This is a genomic window from Jiangella mangrovi, from assembly GCF_014204975.1.
Taxonomy (GTDB): Bacteria; Actinomycetota; Actinomycetes; order Jiangellales; family Jiangellaceae; genus Jiangella; species Jiangella mangrovi.
Map to the genome: position 1 here is coordinate 5560247 of NZ_JACHMM010000001.1, position 18083 is coordinate 5578329.

The following is an 18083-nucleotide window of genomic DNA, read 5'->3' on the forward strand; positions in this document are numbered from 1 at the left end:
GCCGGCGATGTCTTTCCCAGGAAGCCATTCCTGCTCTCCTTGGTCTGTTCGGGGACGATGCCTCCGCGCCGCCGCCGAGAATGGCGGACGATGGGCGCGACGTAGGTCGAGGACCGGGCCTTTGCTGTGTGATCGTACTGGCCCGACAGACGTGTTGACCTTGAGAATTGAGGAATTACTCGCGGTGGAACACCAAATGCGAGCGAAGGCTCCGTAGCGGAGAATACGGACAGAATACGACGCTCAGACCGGCGCTAATTCCGCCGATCCGGACAATCGACTTCCCCGCTTTCCGCTGAAACCGCCGGATTTCCGCGGTGCTTGAGAATTCTCGCCGGAACTCCCCCGGCGACGGCGTGGTCCGGGACCGTGCCGCGGACGACGGCGTGAGCGGCCAGCACGCAGCCGCGCCCCACGACGGCGCCGCGGAGCACCGTCACCTTCACCCCGAGCCAGCCGTCCGGGCCGATCCGCACCGGCGACTTCACGATCCCCTGGTCCTTGATCGGCGTCGCGAGGTCGTCGAAGCGGTGGTCGAAGTCGGTGACGTAGACCCAGTCGGCCACCAGCGTCCGGGCGCCGATCTCGACGTCCAGATAACAGGTGATGGTCGACGACGAGCCGAACACCGCCTTGTCGCCGACGCGCAGCGTCCCCTCGTGCGCGAGGAGCCGGGTCCCGTCGCCGATGTGCACCCATCGCCCGAGCACCACCCGTCCGTACCCGGGCCGCCCGGAGACCCGCGCCCGCCGGCCGAGGAACACCATGCCCTCGGTGACCACCTCGGGATGGCGAAGCCGCAGCCGGGCCAGCCGCGCGTACCGGACCAGGTACCACCAGCTCCAGGCCCGGTTCCGGACCACCCAGCGCAGCGACGACGGCGTCAGGTAGCGCGCCTGCCGGGGGTCGCGGGGACGGCGGAACGGCATCGCCACACGGTATGTCATGGCGGCGAGACCACCCGGAAACACCCGCGGCGCAGGCTGGTCGGATGAAGAACTCGGCACACCTGTTCTCCGGCCCCGGCGTCACCACCCGGCTCCGCGACGGGCGCTCGGTCACCATCCGGGCCGCCACGCCGCGCGATGCCGGTGACGTCAGCGCGATGCACGTGCGGTGCTCCACCGAGACCGTCCGGCACCGCTACCACTCCGTCCCGGCCATGACCGGCCGGTTCCTCTCGCAGCTCCTCGGCACCGACATCGCGCTCGTGGCCGAGGCGCCCAACCGGACGGTCGTCGCACTGGCGAACCTCGGCCGCGACGACGGCGCCACCGGCGAGCTCGCCGTCGTCGTCGAGGACCGCTGGCAGCGCGCCGGCCTCGGCTCGACGCTGCTGGACCACCTGGTGACCATGGCCCGGCTGGTCGGCTACCGAGAGCTCTACACCGTCGGGCTGCCCGGCCACCACTGGTACTGCGCGACGCTGGCCCGGCACGGCCGGGTCCGGCTGGAGCGGTCTGACGGCTACGACGCGATGCGGGTGACGCTGTGCGAGCCACTGGCGCGGCTCCCGGCAGAACTGGGAGCGACGACGGCGGCAGCGTGAGCCGCCGCCGTCGTCACCCCGGAGGTCACCCCGGGCACTACGACGGCCGGACCGCCGTCACCGACACGTTGTAGAACAGCTCGCGCGGCACGACGCGCGCCAGCACGCGGTCCGCCGCCGAGAGCCGCAGCCAGCTCTTGTACGCGAACATCGCCCAGCCCCAGCCCAGCCGGTCGGGGTTGACGGCGTGCTCGAGCGTGCGCACCGGCCAGCCGAACCAGGCCGCCGTCAGCTCCTCGGTGACGGCGTGCGCGTGGGTGAACCCGGACCGCGTGACCAGCACCGTCAGCGCGCCGGGGTCGAAGGTGTGCAGGTCGACGACGGACTCGAGCGCGGCCGCGCGGGACGACTCGTCCAGCTCCTCCTGCGGCCGGGCCCACTTCTGCTTCAACGGCGGCAGATGCGTCGCGCGCGTCGCCGCCCACCAGGTGGCCCGCGACAGCGCCCGCGCGATCCGGTCGCCGTACTTCGTCGGCTCGCCGCAGATGACGACCCGCCCGCCCGGCTTGAGGACGCGGAGCATCTCGCGGAACGCCTGCTCGACGTCGGGCAGGTGGTGGATGACGGCGTGCCCGACGACGACGTCGAACGTCTCGTCGGGGAACGGCAGGTCCTCGGCGTCGGCCACCTCGCCGGCGATCTCGAACCCGAGCCCGCGGGCGTTGCGCTGCGCCGCCTCGACCATGCCCGGCGAGATGTCGGTGACCGTGACGTCGTCGAGCACACCGGCCTGGCGCAGGTTCAGTGAGAAGAACCCCGTCCCGGCGCCGATCTCGAGGGCCTTCTCGTATGGCGCGTCCGGCTGGCCGGCGACGGCGGTGAAGCGGTCGCGCGCGTAGGAGATGCAGCGCTCGTCGAACGAGATCGACCACTTGTCGTCGTAGGTCTGCGCCTCCCAGTCGTGGTAGAGCACCTGAGCCAGCTTGGTGTCGTTCCAGGCCCGCTCGACGTCCTCGGCCGAGGCGGGCTCGCGCGTCGGCGGCCGCTCGTCCCCCGTCATCAGCGGCCCTCGAAGGCGGCCTTGCCGGGACCGTTCTCGATGAACGAGCGCATCCCGATGCCGCGGTCCTCGGTGGCGAACAGCCCGGCGAACAGCTGCCGTTCGAGCTGCAGCCCGGTGTCGAGGTCCGTGGACAGGCCGCCGTCGATCGCCTCCTTGGCCGCCCGCAGGGCGTACGCCGGGCCCGTCGTGAACCGGGATGCCCACTCGACAGCCGCCGCGTACACGTCCTCGCCTGCCGGGACGACGCGGTCGACCAGCCCGATGGCCAGCGCCTCGTCGGCGCCCACCATGCGGCCGGTGAAGATGAGGTCCTTCGCGCGCGACGGGCCGACCAGCCGCGAGAGCCGCTGCGTGCCGCCGGCGCCGGGGATCAGGCCGAGCAGGATCTCGGGCTGCCCCAGCCTGGCGTCGGCGGCGGCGAAGCGCAGGTCGCAGGCGAGGGTGAGCTCGCAGCCGCCGCCCAGCGCGTACCCGGTGACGGCGGCGACCGTCGGCTTCGGGATGCGCGCGACGGCGGTGAACGCGGCCTGCAGCGCCACCGACCGGTCGACCATGTCGGTGTAGGACCAGCCCGCCATCTCCTTGATGTCGGCGCCGGCCGCGAAGACCTTCTCGCCGCCGTAGACGACGACGGCGCGCACGTCGCGCCGCTCGGTCGCCTCGGCCGCGGCCGTCAGGAGGCCGTCCTGCATGGCGGCGTCCAGGGCGTTCATCGGCGGCCGCTCCAGCCGGATGGTCGCGACGCCGCCGTCGACCTCCAGGCGCACGGGCTGGTGCTCACGTTCGCTCATCCCGGCACGGTACCCGGCCCCACCGTCACCTGGAGGAAGAGGTGCTTGTCGGTTCAATGAGAAAGAATGCGCGGCGTGGATGTCGCGAGGGAGCCCTGGCCCGGTCACTGGACCCCCCTGGGTGCCACCTACGCCACCGAGGCGACGAATTTCGCCCTCTGGGCCCCCGAGGCGCAGCAGGTCGAGGTCTGCCTGTTCGACGAGGACGACACCGAGACCCGCTTGGTGCTGCCCAACCGCACGTTCGACATCTGGCACGGCGCGGTCTCCGGCGTGCGCGCGGGCCAGCGGTACGGCTTCCGGGTGCACGGTCCGTGGGACCCCGCCACCGGCCGCCGTTTCAACCCCGCCAAGCTGCTCACCGACCCGTACGCCCGCGCCGTCGACGGAGCCCTGACGGCACACCCCGCCATCTACGGCCACGTCCGCCCGTCCATGGACGAAGGCGGCGACCACCGCGTCCGCGACGACCGCGACTCCGCCCCGTACGTCCCCAAGTCGGTAGTGGTCGACGTCCACCCGTTCGACTGGCGCGGCGACGCTCCCCCGCGCGTGCCGTGGTCCGAGACCGTCCTCTACGAGACGCACGTGCGCGGCTTCACCATGGCGCACCCGGACATCCCCGCCGAGCTGCGCGGCACCTACGCCGGCCTCGCCCACCCGGCGGCACTCGAGTACCTCACCGGCCTCGGCATCACCACCGTCGAGCTGCTCCCCGTGCACCAGTACGTCAGCGAGCCCGACTTCCTGCACCGCGGCTCCCTGAACTACTGGGGCTACAACACGCTGGCGTTCTTCGCCCCGCACAACGCGTACTCGGCGGCGGGCAGCCGCGGCCAGCAGGTCGACGAGTTCAAGGCCATGGTCCGCGCGCTGCACGAGGCCGGGCTCGAGGTCATCCTCGACGTCGTCTACAACCACACCGCCGAGCAGGGCGACGGCGGGCCCACGCTGGCCTACCGCGGCATCGCCAACGAGGCGTACTACCACCTCGACCCCGCCGATCGCTCCGCCTACCTCGACTACACCGGCACCGGCAACACCTTCAAGGTCGCGCACCCGGCGGTGCTCGGCCTGGTCATGGACTCCCTGCGGTACTGGGTCGGCGAGATGCACGTCGACGGGTTCCGCTTCGACCTCGCGTCGGCGCTGGCCCGCTCCATGCACGACGTCGACATGCTCGGCTCGTTCATGACGGTCATCGGGCAGGACCCGGTGCTGCGCGAGGTGAAGCTCATCGCCGAGCCGTGGGACGTCGGGCCCGGCGGCTACCAGGTCGGCGAGTTCCCGCACCTGTGGACCGAGTGGAACGACCGCTACCGCAACTCCGTCCGCGACCACTGGCGCGGCGCGGCGGCCGGCGTGCGCGACCTCGCCTTCCGGCTCTCCGGCTCCTCCGACCTCTACGCCGACGACCGCCGCCGCCCGTACGCGTCCATCAACTACGTCACCGCGCACGACGGCTTCACCATGCGCGACCTCGTGTCCTACGACCGCAAGCACAACGAGGCCAACGGCGAGGACAACCGCGACGGCACCGACGACAACCGGTCGTGGAACCACGGGGTCGAAGGCGACCCGACGCCGTCGGACCCGGAGCTGGCCGCGCTGCGACTCCGTCAGGTCAAGAACATGCTGACGACCATGCTGCTGTCCACCGGCGTGCCCATGCTGCTGTCGGGCGACGAGATGGGCCGGACGCAGCGCGGCAACAACAACGCGTACTGCCAGGACAACGAGATCAGCTGGATGGACTGGTCGCTGCCCGCGCAGTACCCCGAGCTGGGCGAGCTGGTGCGCACGCTGCTCGACCTGCGCCGCGCCCACCCCGTCGTCCGGCAGCGCCGCTTCTTCGAGGGTGTCCCGGTCGTCGCCGGCGGCCGCAAGGACATCGCCTGGTTCACGCCGTCGGGCACCGAGATGACCGAGACCGAGTGGCACGACGGATCCCTGCGCACGCTGGGCATGTACCTCAACGGCGCCGGCATCCGGTCGCGCGGCGTGCGTGGCGAGCCGATCCTCGACGACTCCTTCCTGCTGTACGTGCACGCGGGGGCCTCGGATGTGGAGGTCCGGCTGCCGGGGCGGTTCTGGGGGGTGTCGTACGAGGTCGTGGTCGACACGGCGGGGGCTGGTTCGGCCGGGCGGCGTCTGCGGGCGGCCGCCCGGGTGCCGCTGGTGCAACGCAGCTCACTGCTGTTGCGCGTGATCGATTGAATCTCCCCGGGTGGTGAGTTCGTACCACTGGTATGAACCTTTCATTCCACACCGGGTCCCGCCGCGCTCGCCTGATCGGCGTCGCGGCCGTGGCCCTGCTGGCACTCAGCGCGTGCGGCTCGTCCACGTCCTCCGACTCCGGGTCGGGTGGCGAGGAGACGCAGACCGTCGACGGGATCGTCGGAACCCGGGAGATCCCCGACTTCGCGACCGTCCTCACCGACGCCGACGGCAACACCCTCTACATGACCGACGCCGAGTCGAGCGGCACCGTCGCCTGCGTCGACGGCTGCACCGACTTCTGGCCGCCCGTCGCCGCGACGCAGTCCGACCTCCCCTCGTCCGTCGACGGCGTCGACGGCACGTTCGGCCTGGTCGACCGCCCCGACGGCACCGAGCAGCTGACACTCGACGGCAGTCCGCTCTATACCTTCGCGGAGGACTCCGGCCCCGGCTCCTTCACCGGCGACGGCTTCGAGGACGACTTCCAGGGCACCCACTTCGTCTGGCACGCCGTCACCGCCGACGGCTCCGCCCCGTCCAGCGACCAGACCGGCGGCGGCTACACCTACTGACCGCTATGAGTGAGCGTCTACTGGCGCCATAGCCCCAGTGGACGCTCACCCATCGGTTATCCACAGGTACAGAATTCGCTCTTCCCTCCGCGGCTCTGGTTGCGGAAGATCGCGTCGTGTCCCACATTCGCGCTCTGACGCTCGCGCAGGTCCAGGACGGTCTCATCACCCGGCAGCAGGCGCTCGCCACCGGCATGACGGCGGACGCCTTGCGGCACGCGATCCGGCCCGGCGGGCCATGGCAGCGCGTCCTGCCCGGCGTGTACGCGACCTTCAGCGGACCACTCACGCCGTTGCACCGTCTGCGGGCCGCGGTCCTGTTCGCCGGCGAGGACGCCGTGGTCACCGGCTCCTGGGCCTGCGACCTGGTCGGCCTGCAGTACGGCCCGCCCGTCGCCGACGACATCGACGTGCTCGTCGACTGGACCCGCGGTCAGCGCAGCCACGGTTTCGTCCGTGCCCTCCGGACCCGCCGGCTGCCGAAGAGCCAGCGCTGGATCGACGACGACCGGATGACTGCGCTGCGCCGCGGCGGGCCACCGCTGGACGTGGAGCTCGATCCGCTCGCGCCCTCCGCGTCTCCGGGTGTGGTGCCCATCGCTCCCGCCGCTCGCGCGGTCGTCGACACAGTGGTCCGATGGAGGCACCTGCCGCCGGACTGGCGTCCGGTCTGTCCCGGTGAGAACGGCTGCTCCCGCTGCTGGGACCGGCCCGGACACCACCGCGCCCTCGCGCTACGCAACGTCCGCGCACTCATGTGCGAAACCGTGCAGCGGCGCCAGTGCACGCTCACCGCCCTGGGCGCCGAGGTCACCGCCGCCCCGCGCCGCGGGGGCGCGCTGGTCCGGCTCGCGATGCAGGACATCGAGGCGGGCTGCCGCTCCGCGCCCGAATGCGAGCTGCGCGATCTCGTGCTCACCAGCCGGCTGCTACCCGAACCCCGTTGGAACCGGGTGTTGCCCGGCCACCGGGGCATCGTGCCGGACGCCTGCTGGCCGGAGGCCCGGCTGGTGGTCGAGGTCGACTCCCGGAGCTTTCACGGCTTCGGTGACGCACCGCGGCGCACCGAGGAGCGGCGCGCGCGCTACGCCGCCTACGGATGGCGAGTGCTGCCAGTCTCACCCGCGCGGCTGCGAAGCGAGCCAGACGCCGTCCTGCGAGAGATCGAGGCCGCCTACCTGGCCGGGCTGTCGTGATGGGTGAGCGTCTACTGGCGCTATAGCCCCAGTAGACGCTCACTCATTCAGGCAGGGAGGGCGGCCAGGCCGAGTTCGGCGCCGTCGTCCAGCAGTGGGTGCTGGGGGACGATGCGGACGGTGTAGCCGAAGGCGCCCGTCCGGTCGAGCAGGACCTCGCCGTCGAAGCGGTAGGAGCCGTCGGCGGACTGCTCGCTCATGGACATGGGGGTGACCACGGGCTCACGCAGGTTGTCGCCGTCGTCGACAGGACCGTGCACCACCTGCACGGACACGTCCGACGGGGTCAGCGAGCCCAGGGAGACGACGGCGTGCAACTGCAGGATCTGGCCGCGCTCGAAGGTGTCGACGGCGGTGGTCTCGACATGGTCGATCGAGACCTGGGGCCAGGCCGCGCGGACCTGCTCCTTCCAGTCGGCCAGGGACACCGCGCCGCCGAAGTCGGAGTTGAGGGAGCGGCTGGACTCCGCCGCGGGCCGGTACAGGTTCTCCACGTAATCGCGGACCATGCGCGTGGCCTGCACCTTCGGCCCCAGAGTCGTCAGCGTGTGGCGCAGCTGCTCGACCCAGCGGCGCGGGATGTCGTCGGCGTCGACGTCGTAGAAGCGCGGGCCGATCTCGTTCTCGAGCAGCTCGTACAGCGCCGTCGCCTCGAGGGAGTCGCGGTACTCGGGGTCGTCGACGCCCTCGGCGGAGGGGATGTCCCAGCCGTTGACGCCGTCGGACCACTCGTCCCACCAGCCGTCGCGGATCGACAGGTTGAGCCCGGCGTTCAGCGCGGCCTTCATGCCAGACGTGCCGCAGGCCTCGTACGGGCGCAGCGGGTTGTTCAGCCACACGTCGCAGCCGGGGTAGAGGTCCTGCGCCATCGCGATGCCGTAGTCGGGCAGGAAGACGATGCGGTGCCGGATCTCGGGGTCGTCGGCGAAGCGCACCATCTCTTGGATCATCCGCTTGCCGCCGTCGTCCGCCGGGTGCGCCTTGCCCGCGATGACGAACTGCACCGGCCGCTCAGCGTGCAGCAGCAGCGCCTTGAGCCGGGCGGAGTCGCGCAGCATCAGCGTGAGCCGCTTGTACGACGGCACCCGGCGGGCGAACCCGATGGTCAGGACGCCGGGGTCGAGCACGTCGTCGATCCAGCCGAGCTCGGCCTCGGACGCGCCGCGCCCCCGCCAGGCGTCGCGCAGCCGCGTGCGCGCCGCCTCGACCAGCCGCTGGCGCAGCGCCCGCTTCGTGGTCCAGAGGTCGGCGTCGGAGACCGCTGCGGTGGCGTCCTTCCAGCCGCCGCCGGCGATGGCCTTCTCCTCGAGCCGCAGGATCTCCGGCGCCACCCACGTGGGCGCGTGCACGCCGTTGGTGATGGAGCCGATGGGCACCTCGCGCTCGTCGAACGACGGCCAGAGCCCGGCGAACATGCCGCGGCTGACCTCGCCGTGCAGGGTGCTGACGCCGTTGGCGCGGGCCGAGAGCCGCAGCCCCATGACCGCCATGTTGAACACCGACGGGTCGCCGCCCTCGTAGTCCTCGGCACCCAGCGCGAGGATCTGCTCGACGGCGAGGCCCGGGCTGGCGTTGTCGCCGCCGAAGTGCTGCTTCACGAGGTCCATGGGGAACCGGTCGATGCCGGCAGGCACCGGCGTATGCGTGGTGAAGACGGTGCCGGCCCGGGTGAACTCGAGCGCCGCCTCGTAGGTCAGGCCGCGCTCCTCGACGAGCTCGCGGATGCGCTCGAGCCCGAGGAAGCCGGCGTGCCCCTCGTTGGTGTGGAACACCTCGGGTGCGGCCGTGCCGGTGATGCGGCAGTACGCGCGGACCGCCCGCACGCCGCCGACGCCCAGCAGCATCTCCTGCAGCAGACGGTGCTCGCGGCTGCCGCCGTAGAGGCGGTCGGTGACGTCGCGCTCAGCCGGGCCGTTGTCGTCGATGTAGGAGTCGAGCAGCAGCAGCGGCACCCGGCCGACCTGCGCCACCCACACGGCCGCCGTGAGCACCCGGCCGCCGGGCATGCCGACGGTGATGTGCGCGGGCGTGCCGTCGGCCTCGCGCAGCCGCACCAGCGGCAGGTTGTCCGGATCGACGACGGGGTAACGCTCCTGCTGCCAGCCCTCGCGCGACAGCGACTGCACGAAGTAGCCGTGCCGGTACAGCAGCCCGACGCCGATGATCGGCACGCCGAGGTCGCTTGCGGCCTTGAGGTGGTCGCCGGCCAGGATGCCCAGGCCGCCGGAGTACTGCGGCAGCACGTGGGTGATGCCGAACTCCGGCGAGAAGTAGGCCACGCCCTGCGGCGCACGGCCGTCGTGGTCCTGGTACCAGCGCGCCTCGGTCAGGTAGTGCTGCAGGTCGTCGTGGGTCGCCTGCACCCGGCCGAGAAACGCGGGGTCGGCGGCCAACTCGGCCAGCCGCTCGGGCGTGACCTCGCCGAGCAGCCGGACGGGATCGTGGCCGACCTCCTCCCACAGCCGCGGGTCGACGGCGGAGAACAGATCCTGCGTGGGTTGGTGCCACGACCATCGCAGGTTCGTGACGAGGTCGCCGAGCGCGGCGAGCGGCTCGGGAAGAACGGTTCGGACCATGAGTCGTCGGATCGCGCGCACGCGCCAACGCTATCCGCTGAGCGTTACAGGGGTCTTACCGACGGACGAGCGGACGGCGACCACCATGGTGATCACCGCCCGCTCGTCGTCCGTCAGATGTACGACGGCGTCAGCCGCCCGTCAGAACTCGGGCTGAGTCTGCGTGTTGAGCTCGTCGTAGCGCACGCCCTTGGCCGGCGCGACCCTCGGGTCGCGGAGGTTGAAGACGTCGAAGCCGCGCTGGATCTCGTTGGAGTAGATATAGCCGTTGTAGTAGTACGTCGACCACGCGCCGGCGATGGTTCCGGTGGCGTCGAACGTGCCGCGGTCGAACCAGGCGAACTCGGTGGGGTTGTACGGGTCGGTGAAGTCGAACACCGAGATGCCGCCCTGGTACCACGCCTGGACGAAGATGTCCTTGCCCGGCACCGGGATCAGCGAGCCGTTGTGCGCCACACAGTTCTCCGTGTTGGCCTGCTCACGCGGGATCTTGTAGTACGAGGCGAACTCCAGCGAGTCGCCGTCCCACGTGTAGATGGCGTTGGCGCCGCGAACCGGGCCGACCGTCGGGTTGCAGGTCGGGCCGCTGCCGCCGCCGAGCTCGTCGGTGAAGATGATCGACGTGCCGTCGTTGTTGAACGTGGCCGAGTGCCAGAACGCGAAGTTCGGGTCTCGCACCTGGTCGAGCACCACCGGATCGACCGGATCGGAGATGTCGATCACGACACCGTCACCCATGCAGGCACCCGCGGCCAGGCCGAGGTGCGGGTAGGCGGTGATGTCGTGGCAGCCGGCGGTGTTGCCGCCCTGGTTGCCGGCGTCCGGGAACAGCACCGGGGTGGCCACGATCGCGGCGTCCTCGGGCGCGTCCAGCGGCACGTCGATGATCGAGATCTTGTCGTGCGGCGGCTTGCAGTACGCCGCTGCGGCGTTGGGGCCGTACGACGAGACGTAGATGTAGACGCTGTCCTCGCCCGGCACCAGCGTGTGGGTGTGCGAGCCGCAGTCGGTCCGCACCGCCGAGATGTACCGCGGGTTGCGGACGTCGCTGATGTCGAAGATCTTCATGCCTTCCCAGTGGGCCGGGTTGGCCACCGAGCCGCCACTGCTCTGGCACGAGTTGTCCGTGCGCGGCGAGTCGGTCGACAGGAAGAGCAGGTCACCGTAGACGGTGATGTCGTTCTGCGAGCCCGGGCAGAGCACCTGGGTCACCGCCTGCGGGCTGCGCGGGTTGCGGATGTCGTAGACCGTGAACCCGTTGTAGTTGCCCGCGAACGCGTACTTGCCCTGGAACGCCAGGTCGGAGTTGAGCGCGCTGGTGGTCGCGAACGGGCCCGTCTTGGGCAGGTTCGACACCAGGCTGAGGTTCGAGGTGCCCGCCGTCTCGCCAGCGGGCAGGATGCTCGCGGCGCCGACCGACTCTTCGATCTCCGCCACCTCGGACTCGGTGAGGCAGTTCTCCTCGAAGTTGTCGCCCGCGCCGGCGATGGCGTCGGCGTTGGCGCACTCCTCGCTCTGCGACTCGCGCAGTAGCTCGCCGTCGTCGGCGGCGGAGGTCCCGATCGACGTGAGGGCGAGACCACCACTCACCAGGGCGGCGACGGCCAAGCCGGCGGCCCTCCTTCTCCAACGATGTCCGATCATGCGCACACCTCACCGGGGTAGAGAGGACAGGGACCGATCAAGGTCAAGGGCGACAATAACGACAAGCAACGGGATTGGCCATACTTCTGTCACATTCCTGCGAAACATCGACGTGTCCGGTTGATGACAAGATCGGACCCGCCCGGACCAGGCCGTACGCTGGGGCGGACCGTCCCCGGGCACAAGGAGGAACGATGCCGCGCGTGTCCATCGGCCTGACGGCGACAGCTGCGGCCGCCGCCCTGCTCGCGCTGGCCGGCTGCAGCGACGACGGCGCCACCGACCGTGGCGTCGCGGCGGCGACGACGACGGCGACCTCGGACACCCGCGTCGTCGCGCCTGGCGCGCCGGGCGAGACCGCCGACGTCATCGCCCCGGGCGAGGAGTTCGAGGTCGTCGAGGGCGGCTACAGCGAGCTGGACGTCCGGTTCGTGGAGCAGATGATCCCGCACCACCGGCAGGCGCTGCAGATGGCCGAGCTGGCGCAGGAGCGCGCGCAGGACGACCGGGTCGTGCTGGTGGCCGACCGGATCGTCGCCGGGCAGGGCCCGGAGATCACCGCCCTCGAGAGCTGGCTCGAGCAGCGCGGATTGCCGGTGCCGGCCGCCGACGCCGCCCATGACCACGCTCTGCCCGGCATGATCAGCCCGCTCCAGCTGGAGCAACTGGAGAACACCACCGGCGCGGAGTTCGACGAGCTGTTCCTCACCTACATGAGCCAGCACCATGCCGGCGCGGTCGAGATGGCCGACCCGATGATCGTGGAAGGTACGGACCAGCTCGCGGTCGAGATGGCCACGGACGTCAGCGTCACCCAGGGCGCGGAGATCGGCCGGATGCGGGAGATCCTCGACAGTCTGTGACGGGGCCGTTTGCATCGCGCCGGAGCAGGTATGAACAATGGGATGAACCTGCCCATCGGGTGCCCGCCGGGCGCCTTCGCCCACAGCGAACCGCCGGCGTCGCCGGACCGCATCACCGCAGGTCAGAACCCCCGGAGCCGGCAGCGCCGCCGGTTCCCACCACCCCCGCCCGGCGGGTCCGGCGAAGTGGTTGGACCACAGCGCGCACGTCCGCATAACATTCGCCGGGCACACCCCGCCACGAAACGTCAGCGACACCTCCGCGTTACTCGCATCGGCTCACTCAGCTGATCACTCGCCAGCACATTCCGCCCATTCCGACCACGACGTCACGAGAGGTCATCGTGCGTAGCGAACCGACCGCGCCGGCCCGCCGTCCGGCGCAAGCGGGCACTGGGGCCGCCGTCCCCACCGCCCTTACCATCGAATGGTGTCGGCCATGAGCGAGTCGCGGCCGCCGGTCGCGCAGGCCGAGCGGCACGGCTGGGTGCTGCCCTCGCGCGGAACCGACCCCGAGTGGTTCAAGCGTGCCGTCTTCTACGAGGTCCTGGTGCGGTCGTTCTACGACTCCCAGGGCGACGGCCTGGGCGACCTCAAGGGCCTGACGCAGAAGCTCGACTACCTGCAGTGGCTGGGCGTCGACTGCTTGTGGCTCCCGCCGTTCTTCCCGTCGCCGCTGCGTGACGGCGGCTACGACGTCGCCGCGTACATGGACGTGGCGCCCGAGTTCGGCACGCTCGAGGACTTCTCGCAGTTCGTCGCCGCCGCGCACAGCCGGGGCATGCGGGTCATGACCGACCTCGTCATGAACCACACCAGCGACCAGCACGCGTGGTTCCAGTCCTCGCGCGAGGACCCCGACGGCCCGTTCGGCGACTTCTACGTGTGGGCCGACGACGACACCGGCTACCCGGACGTGCGCATCATCTTCAGCGACACCGAGGCGTCCAACTGGACGTTCGACCCGGTGCGCAAGCAGTACTTCTGGCACCGCTTCTTCAGTCACCAGCCCGACCTCAACTACGAGAACCCGGCCGTCCACGAGGCGATGCTCGACGTCGTCCGGTTCTGGCTGCGGCTCGGGGTTGACGGGTTCCGGCTCGACGCCGTCACGTACCTCTACGAGAAGGAGGGGACCAACGGCGAGAGCCTGCCCGAGACCCACGCCTTCCTGAAGAAGGTGCGCAAGGTCATGGACGACGAGTTCCCCGACACCGTCCTGCTGTGCGAGGCGAACCAGTGGCCCAGCGAGGTCGTCGAGTACTTCGGCGACCCCGACGTCGGCGGCGACGAGTGCCACATGGCGTTCAACTTCCCCGTCATGCCGCGCATCTTCATGGCGGTGCGGCGCGAGTCGCGCTACCCCATCAGCGAAATCATGGCCCAGACGCCGCAGATCCCGTCGGGCTGCCAGTGGGGTGTGTTCCTGCGCAACCACGACGAGCTCACGCTCGAGATGGTCACCGACGAAGAGCGCGACTACATGTGGTCCGAGTACGCCAAGGACCCGCGGATGAAGGCCAACCTGGGCATCCGCCGGCGTCTCGCGCCGCTGCTCGAGAACGACATGAACCAGATCAAGCTGTTCAACGCGCTGCTGCTGTCGCTGCCGGGCTCGCCGGTCCTCTACTACGGCGACGAGATCGGCATGGGCGACAACATCTGGCTGGGCGACCGCGACGCCGTCCGCACCCCCATGCAGTGGACGCCCGACCGCAACGCCGGGTTCTCCACCGCCGACCCGGGCCGGCTCGACCTCCCGGTCGTCATGGACGCCGTCTACGGCTACCAGGTCACCAACGTCGAGTCGCAGCTGGCGAACAAGTCGTCGCTGCTGCACTGGACCCAGCGCATGGTCGAGGTCCGCAAGCAGAACCCGGCGTTCGGGCTGGGCGACTTCGTCGACCTCGGCGGGTCGAACCCGACGGCGCTCGCCTACGTGCGCACGTTCGGCGACGACATCGTGCTGTGCGTGAACAACCTGTCCCGCTTCCCGCAGCCGGTCGAGCTGGACCTGCGCCGGTACGAGGGCATGCAGCCGGTCGAACTGCTCGGCAGCGTGCGCTTCCCCACCATCGGCGAGCTTCCGTACCTGCTCACGCTGGGCTCGCACGGGTTCTACTGGTTCCGGCTGGCCAAGCTGCCGGAGGAGTCGATGCCGTGATCGGCGACCAGGGGTTGTCCGAGGCGGTGGCGCTGCTGCCCGAGTGGCTGCGCCACCAGCACTGGTTCACCGGCGCGCGCACCGGCACGCTCGACGTCCGGCCGGTGGCGGCGACGCTGCTGCACGACGCCGAGCCACGGGTGTGGCACCTGCTGGCCGAGGTCACGCACGACGACGGAGCCGATGTCTACCAGGTGCCGCTGTCGATCCACGCCGAGCGCTCCGACCGGCTCGACCACGTGCACCTGGGGCGCACCGCCGAGGGCCACGTGTACGACGCGTTGCACGACAAGGAGGCGACGGCCGCCCTGCTGGCGCACTTCGCCGACGACGCCCCGGCGCTCGACGGCCTGCGCTTCCACGTGCGGCCCGACGTCAAGGTGCCGTTCGGCGACCAGTCGCTGGTGCTGCCCGGCGACCACCACAACACCAGCCTCGCCTACGGCGACGCCGCGCTGCTCAAGGTGTTCCGCCGCGTCTTCCCCGGCCTCAACCCCGACGTCGAGCTGCACGAGGCGCTCAGCGACGCCGGCTGCACCCTGGTCGCCCCGTTGCTCGGCTGGATCGACGGCGACTGGACCGGCGACGACGACGGCGCCAGCCCGGCGGGCAGCCCGACCGGCAGTCTGGCGATGCTGCGCGGCTACCTCACCACGGCGTCCGACGGCTGGGCGCTGGCCACGGCGAGCGTGCGCGACCTCTACGCCGAGGGCGACCTGCACGCCGACGAGGTGGGCGGCGACTTCGCGGCCGAGGCGTACCGCCTGGGCATGGCGACGGCGCGCGTGCACGAGACGCTGGCCGAGGTGCTGCCTACCGGCACCATGTCGCCGTCGGACCTCCAGGGCCTCGCCGACGCCATGACGGGCCGGCTCGAGCGCGCCGTCTCGCTGGTGCCCGAGCTCGAGCCGTTCGCCGCCGGCCTGCGCGCGCACTACGACGTCCTGCGCACGCGCACCGAGCCGGTCCCCGTCCAGCGCATCCACGGCAGTTACCACCTCGGACAGGTGCTGCGCACGGTCCTGGGCTGGAAGCTGGTCGACTTCGAGGGCGAGCTGATGGCGCCGGTCGCGGAGCGGCGGGCCATGCACTCGCCGCTGCGCGACATCGCCCAGATGCTGCGCTCGTTCGACTACGCCGCGCTGCACCTCGTCGTCAGCGACCACCCGCCCGAGGACCCCGCGCACGAGCAGGTCCTCTACCGCGCGCAGGAGTGGACCGAGCGCAACAGCGAGGCGTTCTGCAACGGCTACGCGTCGGCGGCGCAGCTCGACCCTCGCGGCGACCTCGAGCTGCTGGCGGCCTATGAGACCGACACCGCCGTCTACGAGGTCGTCTTCGAGGCGCGCCGCCGGCCCAGCTGGCTGCCCATCCCGCTCGCGGCCGTGGAGCGTCTCGCGCAGACCTCCTGACCACCCGGTACGCTCTTCCCGGGCACCTGACACCTGAGGAGCGTGGATGACCGAGTACGTGTCGGTGAACCCGGAACGACTGCGCGACCTGGCCCGGAAGCTGCAGGCAGCGGCCACCACTGTCCGCGAGAAGACCCCCACCATCGTCAACGGCCTCGACGGCTGGGACGCCACGTTCAGCGGCGCGAAGCTCACCGCGCTGGCCGACTGGCTCGACGACCAGTGGGGCCCCATGTTCGACCGCGCAGACCTCGCCGCCACCGCCGCCAATCAGCCGGCGTTCCGGCCGACGGGCAGTGACTCGACCATGTTCGCCGTGCCGTTCGAGGTCACTGACCAGGACATGGCGCGCGAGGGCGCGCGCGACGCCGCCGACCTCACCGCCATGATGAACAGCGACGACCCCGCCCAGCGCGACGAGGCCCAGCGCGAGGCCGCCGAGGCCATGGAGGCCCACGCCGACGACCCCGCCTACCTGCAGGCGTTCTTCAACGCCGGCGGCGCCCAGGTCATCACCACCATGAACCGGCAGATCGTCGAGCAGGGCGTGCCGCCGTCGGACCAGAACCAGAACCGCCTGCGCCTGTTCAGCACCGGTGTCGCGGCGGTCAGCCGGTTCAGCGAGGGCGGTCAGGTCGCCCTGGTCGACGGCGCGCTCGACCCGCTGAGCTCGGTCGACAACACGCTGCAGAACGGCATCATGATGATGTACGGGCCGGGCGGCGACCAGTACGGTTCCACCTTCCTGCGCACCGTCGCCGACAACGCGCTGCAGTGGCGCGAGGACAACGACCCGCCCCGGCCCGGCTACAGCCCAGGCGGGGTGGCGGGCACCAGTTACGTCCCCGGCGGCTATGTGCAGCCCGACAACGCCTGGTGGGAGAAGCTCGGCATCAACGTCAGCTACATCTCTGCCGACGCCGACGAGGCCAGCCGCGGCATCGAGCTCATGCAGCAGTTCGACCCGGTCAACTCCATCCTCAACCGGACCGGGCAGAACCCCGAGGCCAGCCGGCTGCTGCTCACGGGGTCCGACGGCCTCGAGAACGCGCAGCGGCTGGTCGACTACGACTGGCAGACCCCGGGGCCGGGCGGCCACGACGACAGCGGCCCGGCGGCCAGCGTGCTCATCGCCGGCACCCAGGACCGCGGGCCCGAGCAGGGCGAGCAGTCCGCGCAGGCGGCGGCCAACGTCTTCCAGGCCGGCTACGACTTCACCCAGCGCGAGCGCAACGACTACCAGAAGGAGCAGTGGCCCGAGATGCCGCCGTCGCTGGCACGAGCGATGGCAGTGGTCGGCTCCACCTACGCCCCCGACATGGCCGCCTCGACCGGCCAGCCCGACGCCGACATCAACGAGGTCGTTCGTGACGGCAACGGCTTCTACGTCTCTACCAACACCGTCGTCATGAACGGATTCCTCAAGTCGTTCATGACCGACCCGGAGGCCGCCGGCGCGTTCCGCGGCGCCGTCCAGGGGCAGCTGCAGGCCTCCGCCGAGATCCTCTCGCGCCACCCCGACAGCAACCCCGACCTGCTGCGCCAATACGGCTTCCTCAACGGCATGACGTCCATCGTCTTCGCCGACCAGGAGTTCACCGAGGCCGAGGCGCGCGACGCGGCGAACAAGCAGAACCAGATCTACTTCGATGTCACCAAGGACATCCTCGAGGCCATCCCCATTGCCGGCGAGGGCGCCGATGCCGCCTTCGAGGCGGCCAGTTTCCTCCGCGACCTCGCCACGGCGGTGGGCGGCTCGCAGAAGGAGAACCTCTTCCCCACCGACGCCGCCCAACAGGTCGAGAGCGACGTCCAGTACGAGATGACCACCGACATCGCCGACATGCGCACCTACGTCGCCCAGGGCTACGTGAACTCCGGCGCCTATCCGCTGCCGCCCGATGCGCCGTTCGTGCACGACGGTGTCATCTCGCCGCGCAACGACGCCGAGCAGGCCGCGTTCGACCGGTGGTGGAGCCAACTGCCGGCCGACCAGGCACAGATCGCCAATGGGGCGCCCGACGGCTTCCGCGACGCCACCGGTGTCTTCGCCCCCAATGACGACCGCTTCACCGAGCCGAAGTAGGAGCCGG

13 protein-coding genes are annotated in these 18083 nt (G+C 70.7%); 8 read left to right on the plus strand and 5 right to left on the minus strand.

The features are described from left to right. Positions 1-254: 254 nt before the first annotated feature. Entirely contained in the window at positions 255-947 is a 693-nt protein-coding gene (locus HD601_RS25810) for an acyltransferase (RefSeq protein WP_184826802.1), read from the minus strand. Positions 948-991: 44 nt separating this feature from the next. Between HD601_RS25810 and HD601_RS25815 the strand changes: the two genes are divergently transcribed. Beyond that, a complete protein-coding gene (locus HD601_RS25815) occupies positions 992-1549 on the plus strand; it encodes a GNAT family N-acetyltransferase (protein ID WP_184826804.1) in 558 nt (185 codons plus the stop codon). A 37-nt stretch (positions 1550-1586) separates the two neighbouring features. On the opposite strand, the gene HD601_RS25820 is transcribed toward HD601_RS25815, so the two are convergent. Next, positions 1587-2549, minus strand: a complete 963-nt coding sequence (locus HD601_RS25820; protein WP_184826806.1) for a class I SAM-dependent methyltransferase — start codon at positions 2547-2549, stop codon at positions 1587-1589. Continuing rightward, positions 2549-3343, minus strand: coding sequence for an enoyl-CoA hydratase/isomerase family protein (locus HD601_RS25825; RefSeq protein WP_184826808.1), 795 nt, complete (start codon positions 3341-3343; stop codon positions 2549-2551). Before HD601_RS25825 ends, HD601_RS25820 begins: the two co-directional genes overlap by 1 nt. A gap of 66 nt (positions 3344-3409) precedes the next feature. On the opposite strand from HD601_RS25825, the gene glgX reads away from it, so the two are divergent. The 3 genes from glgX (at position 3410) to HD601_RS25840 (ending at position 7331) form a co-directional block, all read left to right on the plus strand. Next, complete coding sequence (gene glgX, locus HD601_RS25830) at positions 3410-5560, plus strand: glycogen debranching protein GlgX (RefSeq protein WP_184826810.1); 2151 nt, start codon at positions 3410-3412, stop codon at positions 5558-5560. Between the two features lie 89 nt (positions 5561-5649). After that, positions 5650-6135: a COG4315 family predicted lipoprotein gene (locus tag HD601_RS25835; protein ID WP_221441309.1), complete on the plus strand. Its 486-nt coding sequence runs from the start codon at positions 5650-5652 to the stop codon at positions 6133-6135. A gap of 116 nt (positions 6136-6251) precedes the next feature. Continuing rightward, positions 6252-7331, plus strand: a complete 1080-nt coding sequence (locus HD601_RS25840) for an endonuclease domain-containing protein (RefSeq protein ID WP_184826814.1) — start codon at positions 6252-6254, stop codon at positions 7329-7331. 47 nt (positions 7332-7378) lie between these two features. On the opposite strand, the gene glgP is transcribed toward HD601_RS25840, so the two are convergent. Both glgP and HD601_RS25850 read right to left on the minus strand, forming a co-directional pair. Beyond that, positions 7379-9928, minus strand: coding sequence for an alpha-glucan family phosphorylase (gene glgP / locus HD601_RS25845; RefSeq protein ID WP_184826816.1), 2550 nt, complete (start codon positions 9926-9928; stop codon positions 7379-7381). Positions 9929-10048: 120 nt separating this feature from the next. After that, entirely contained in the window at positions 10049-11551 is a 1503-nt protein-coding gene (locus HD601_RS25850) for an LVIVD repeat-containing protein (protein WP_184826818.1), read from the minus strand. A 194-nt stretch (positions 11552-11745) separates the two neighbouring features. Between HD601_RS25850 and HD601_RS25855 the strand changes: the two genes are divergently transcribed. The 4 genes from HD601_RS25855 to HD601_RS25870 all read left to right on the plus strand — a co-directional run bounded on the left by HD601_RS25855 (position 11746) and on the right by HD601_RS25870 (position 18076). Further along, on the plus strand, positions 11746-12414 hold the full coding sequence (locus HD601_RS25855; RefSeq protein WP_184826820.1) for a DUF305 domain-containing protein: 669 nt from the start codon (positions 11746-11748) through the stop codon (positions 12412-12414). A 439-nt stretch (positions 12415-12853) separates the two neighbouring features. Next, complete coding sequence (treS, locus tag HD601_RS25860; RefSeq protein ID WP_184826822.1) at positions 12854-14578, plus strand: maltose alpha-D-glucosyltransferase; 1725 nt, start codon at positions 12854-12856, stop codon at positions 14576-14578. Continuing rightward, the gene (locus tag HD601_RS25865; protein WP_184826824.1) at positions 14575-15990 is read left to right on the plus strand and encodes a maltokinase N-terminal cap-like domain-containing protein; all 1416 of its coding nucleotides are present in this window, start codon (positions 14575-14577) and stop codon (positions 15988-15990) included. The genes treS and HD601_RS25865 overlap by 4 nt, the downstream gene beginning before the upstream one ends. A gap of 46 nt (positions 15991-16036) precedes the next feature. Continuing rightward, complete coding sequence (locus HD601_RS25870; RefSeq protein ID WP_184826826.1) at positions 16037-18076, plus strand: hypothetical protein; 2040 nt, start codon at positions 16037-16039, stop codon at positions 18074-18076. Positions 18077-18083: the final 7 nt, after the last annotated feature.

Excerpts from the sequence above, each read along its gene's own strand:
- HD601_RS25810 (WP_184826802.1), bottom strand. The coding sequence starts at position 947 with ATGACATACCGTGTGGCGATGCCGTTCCGCCGTCCCCGCGACCCCCGG.
- HD601_RS25815 (WP_184826804.1), top strand. The coding sequence starts at position 992 with ATGAAGAACTCGGCACACCTGTTCTCCGGCCCCGGCGTCACCACCCGG.
- HD601_RS25820 (WP_184826806.1), bottom strand. The coding sequence starts at position 2,549 with ATGACGGGGGACGAGCGGCCGCCGACGCGCGAGCCCGCCTCGGCCGAG.
- HD601_RS25825 (WP_184826808.1), bottom strand. The coding sequence starts at position 3,343 with ATGAGCGAACGTGAGCACCAGCCCGTGCGCCTGGAGGTCGACGGCGGC.
- glgX (WP_184826810.1), top strand. The coding sequence starts at position 3,410 with ATGCGCGGCGTGGATGTCGCGAGGGAGCCCTGGCCCGGTCACTGGACC.
- HD601_RS25850 (WP_184826818.1), bottom strand. The coding sequence starts at position 11,551 with ATGATCGGACATCGTTGGAGAAGGAGGGCCGCCGGCTTGGCCGTCGCC.
- HD601_RS25855 (WP_184826820.1), top strand. The coding sequence starts at position 11,746 with ATGCCGCGCGTGTCCATCGGCCTGACGGCGACAGCTGCGGCCGCCGCC.
- treS (WP_184826822.1), top strand. The coding sequence starts at position 12,854 with ATGAGCGAGTCGCGGCCGCCGGTCGCGCAGGCCGAGCGGCACGGCTGG.
- HD601_RS25870 (WP_184826826.1), top strand. The coding sequence starts at position 16,037 with ATGACCGAGTACGTGTCGGTGAACCCGGAACGACTGCGCGACCTGGCC.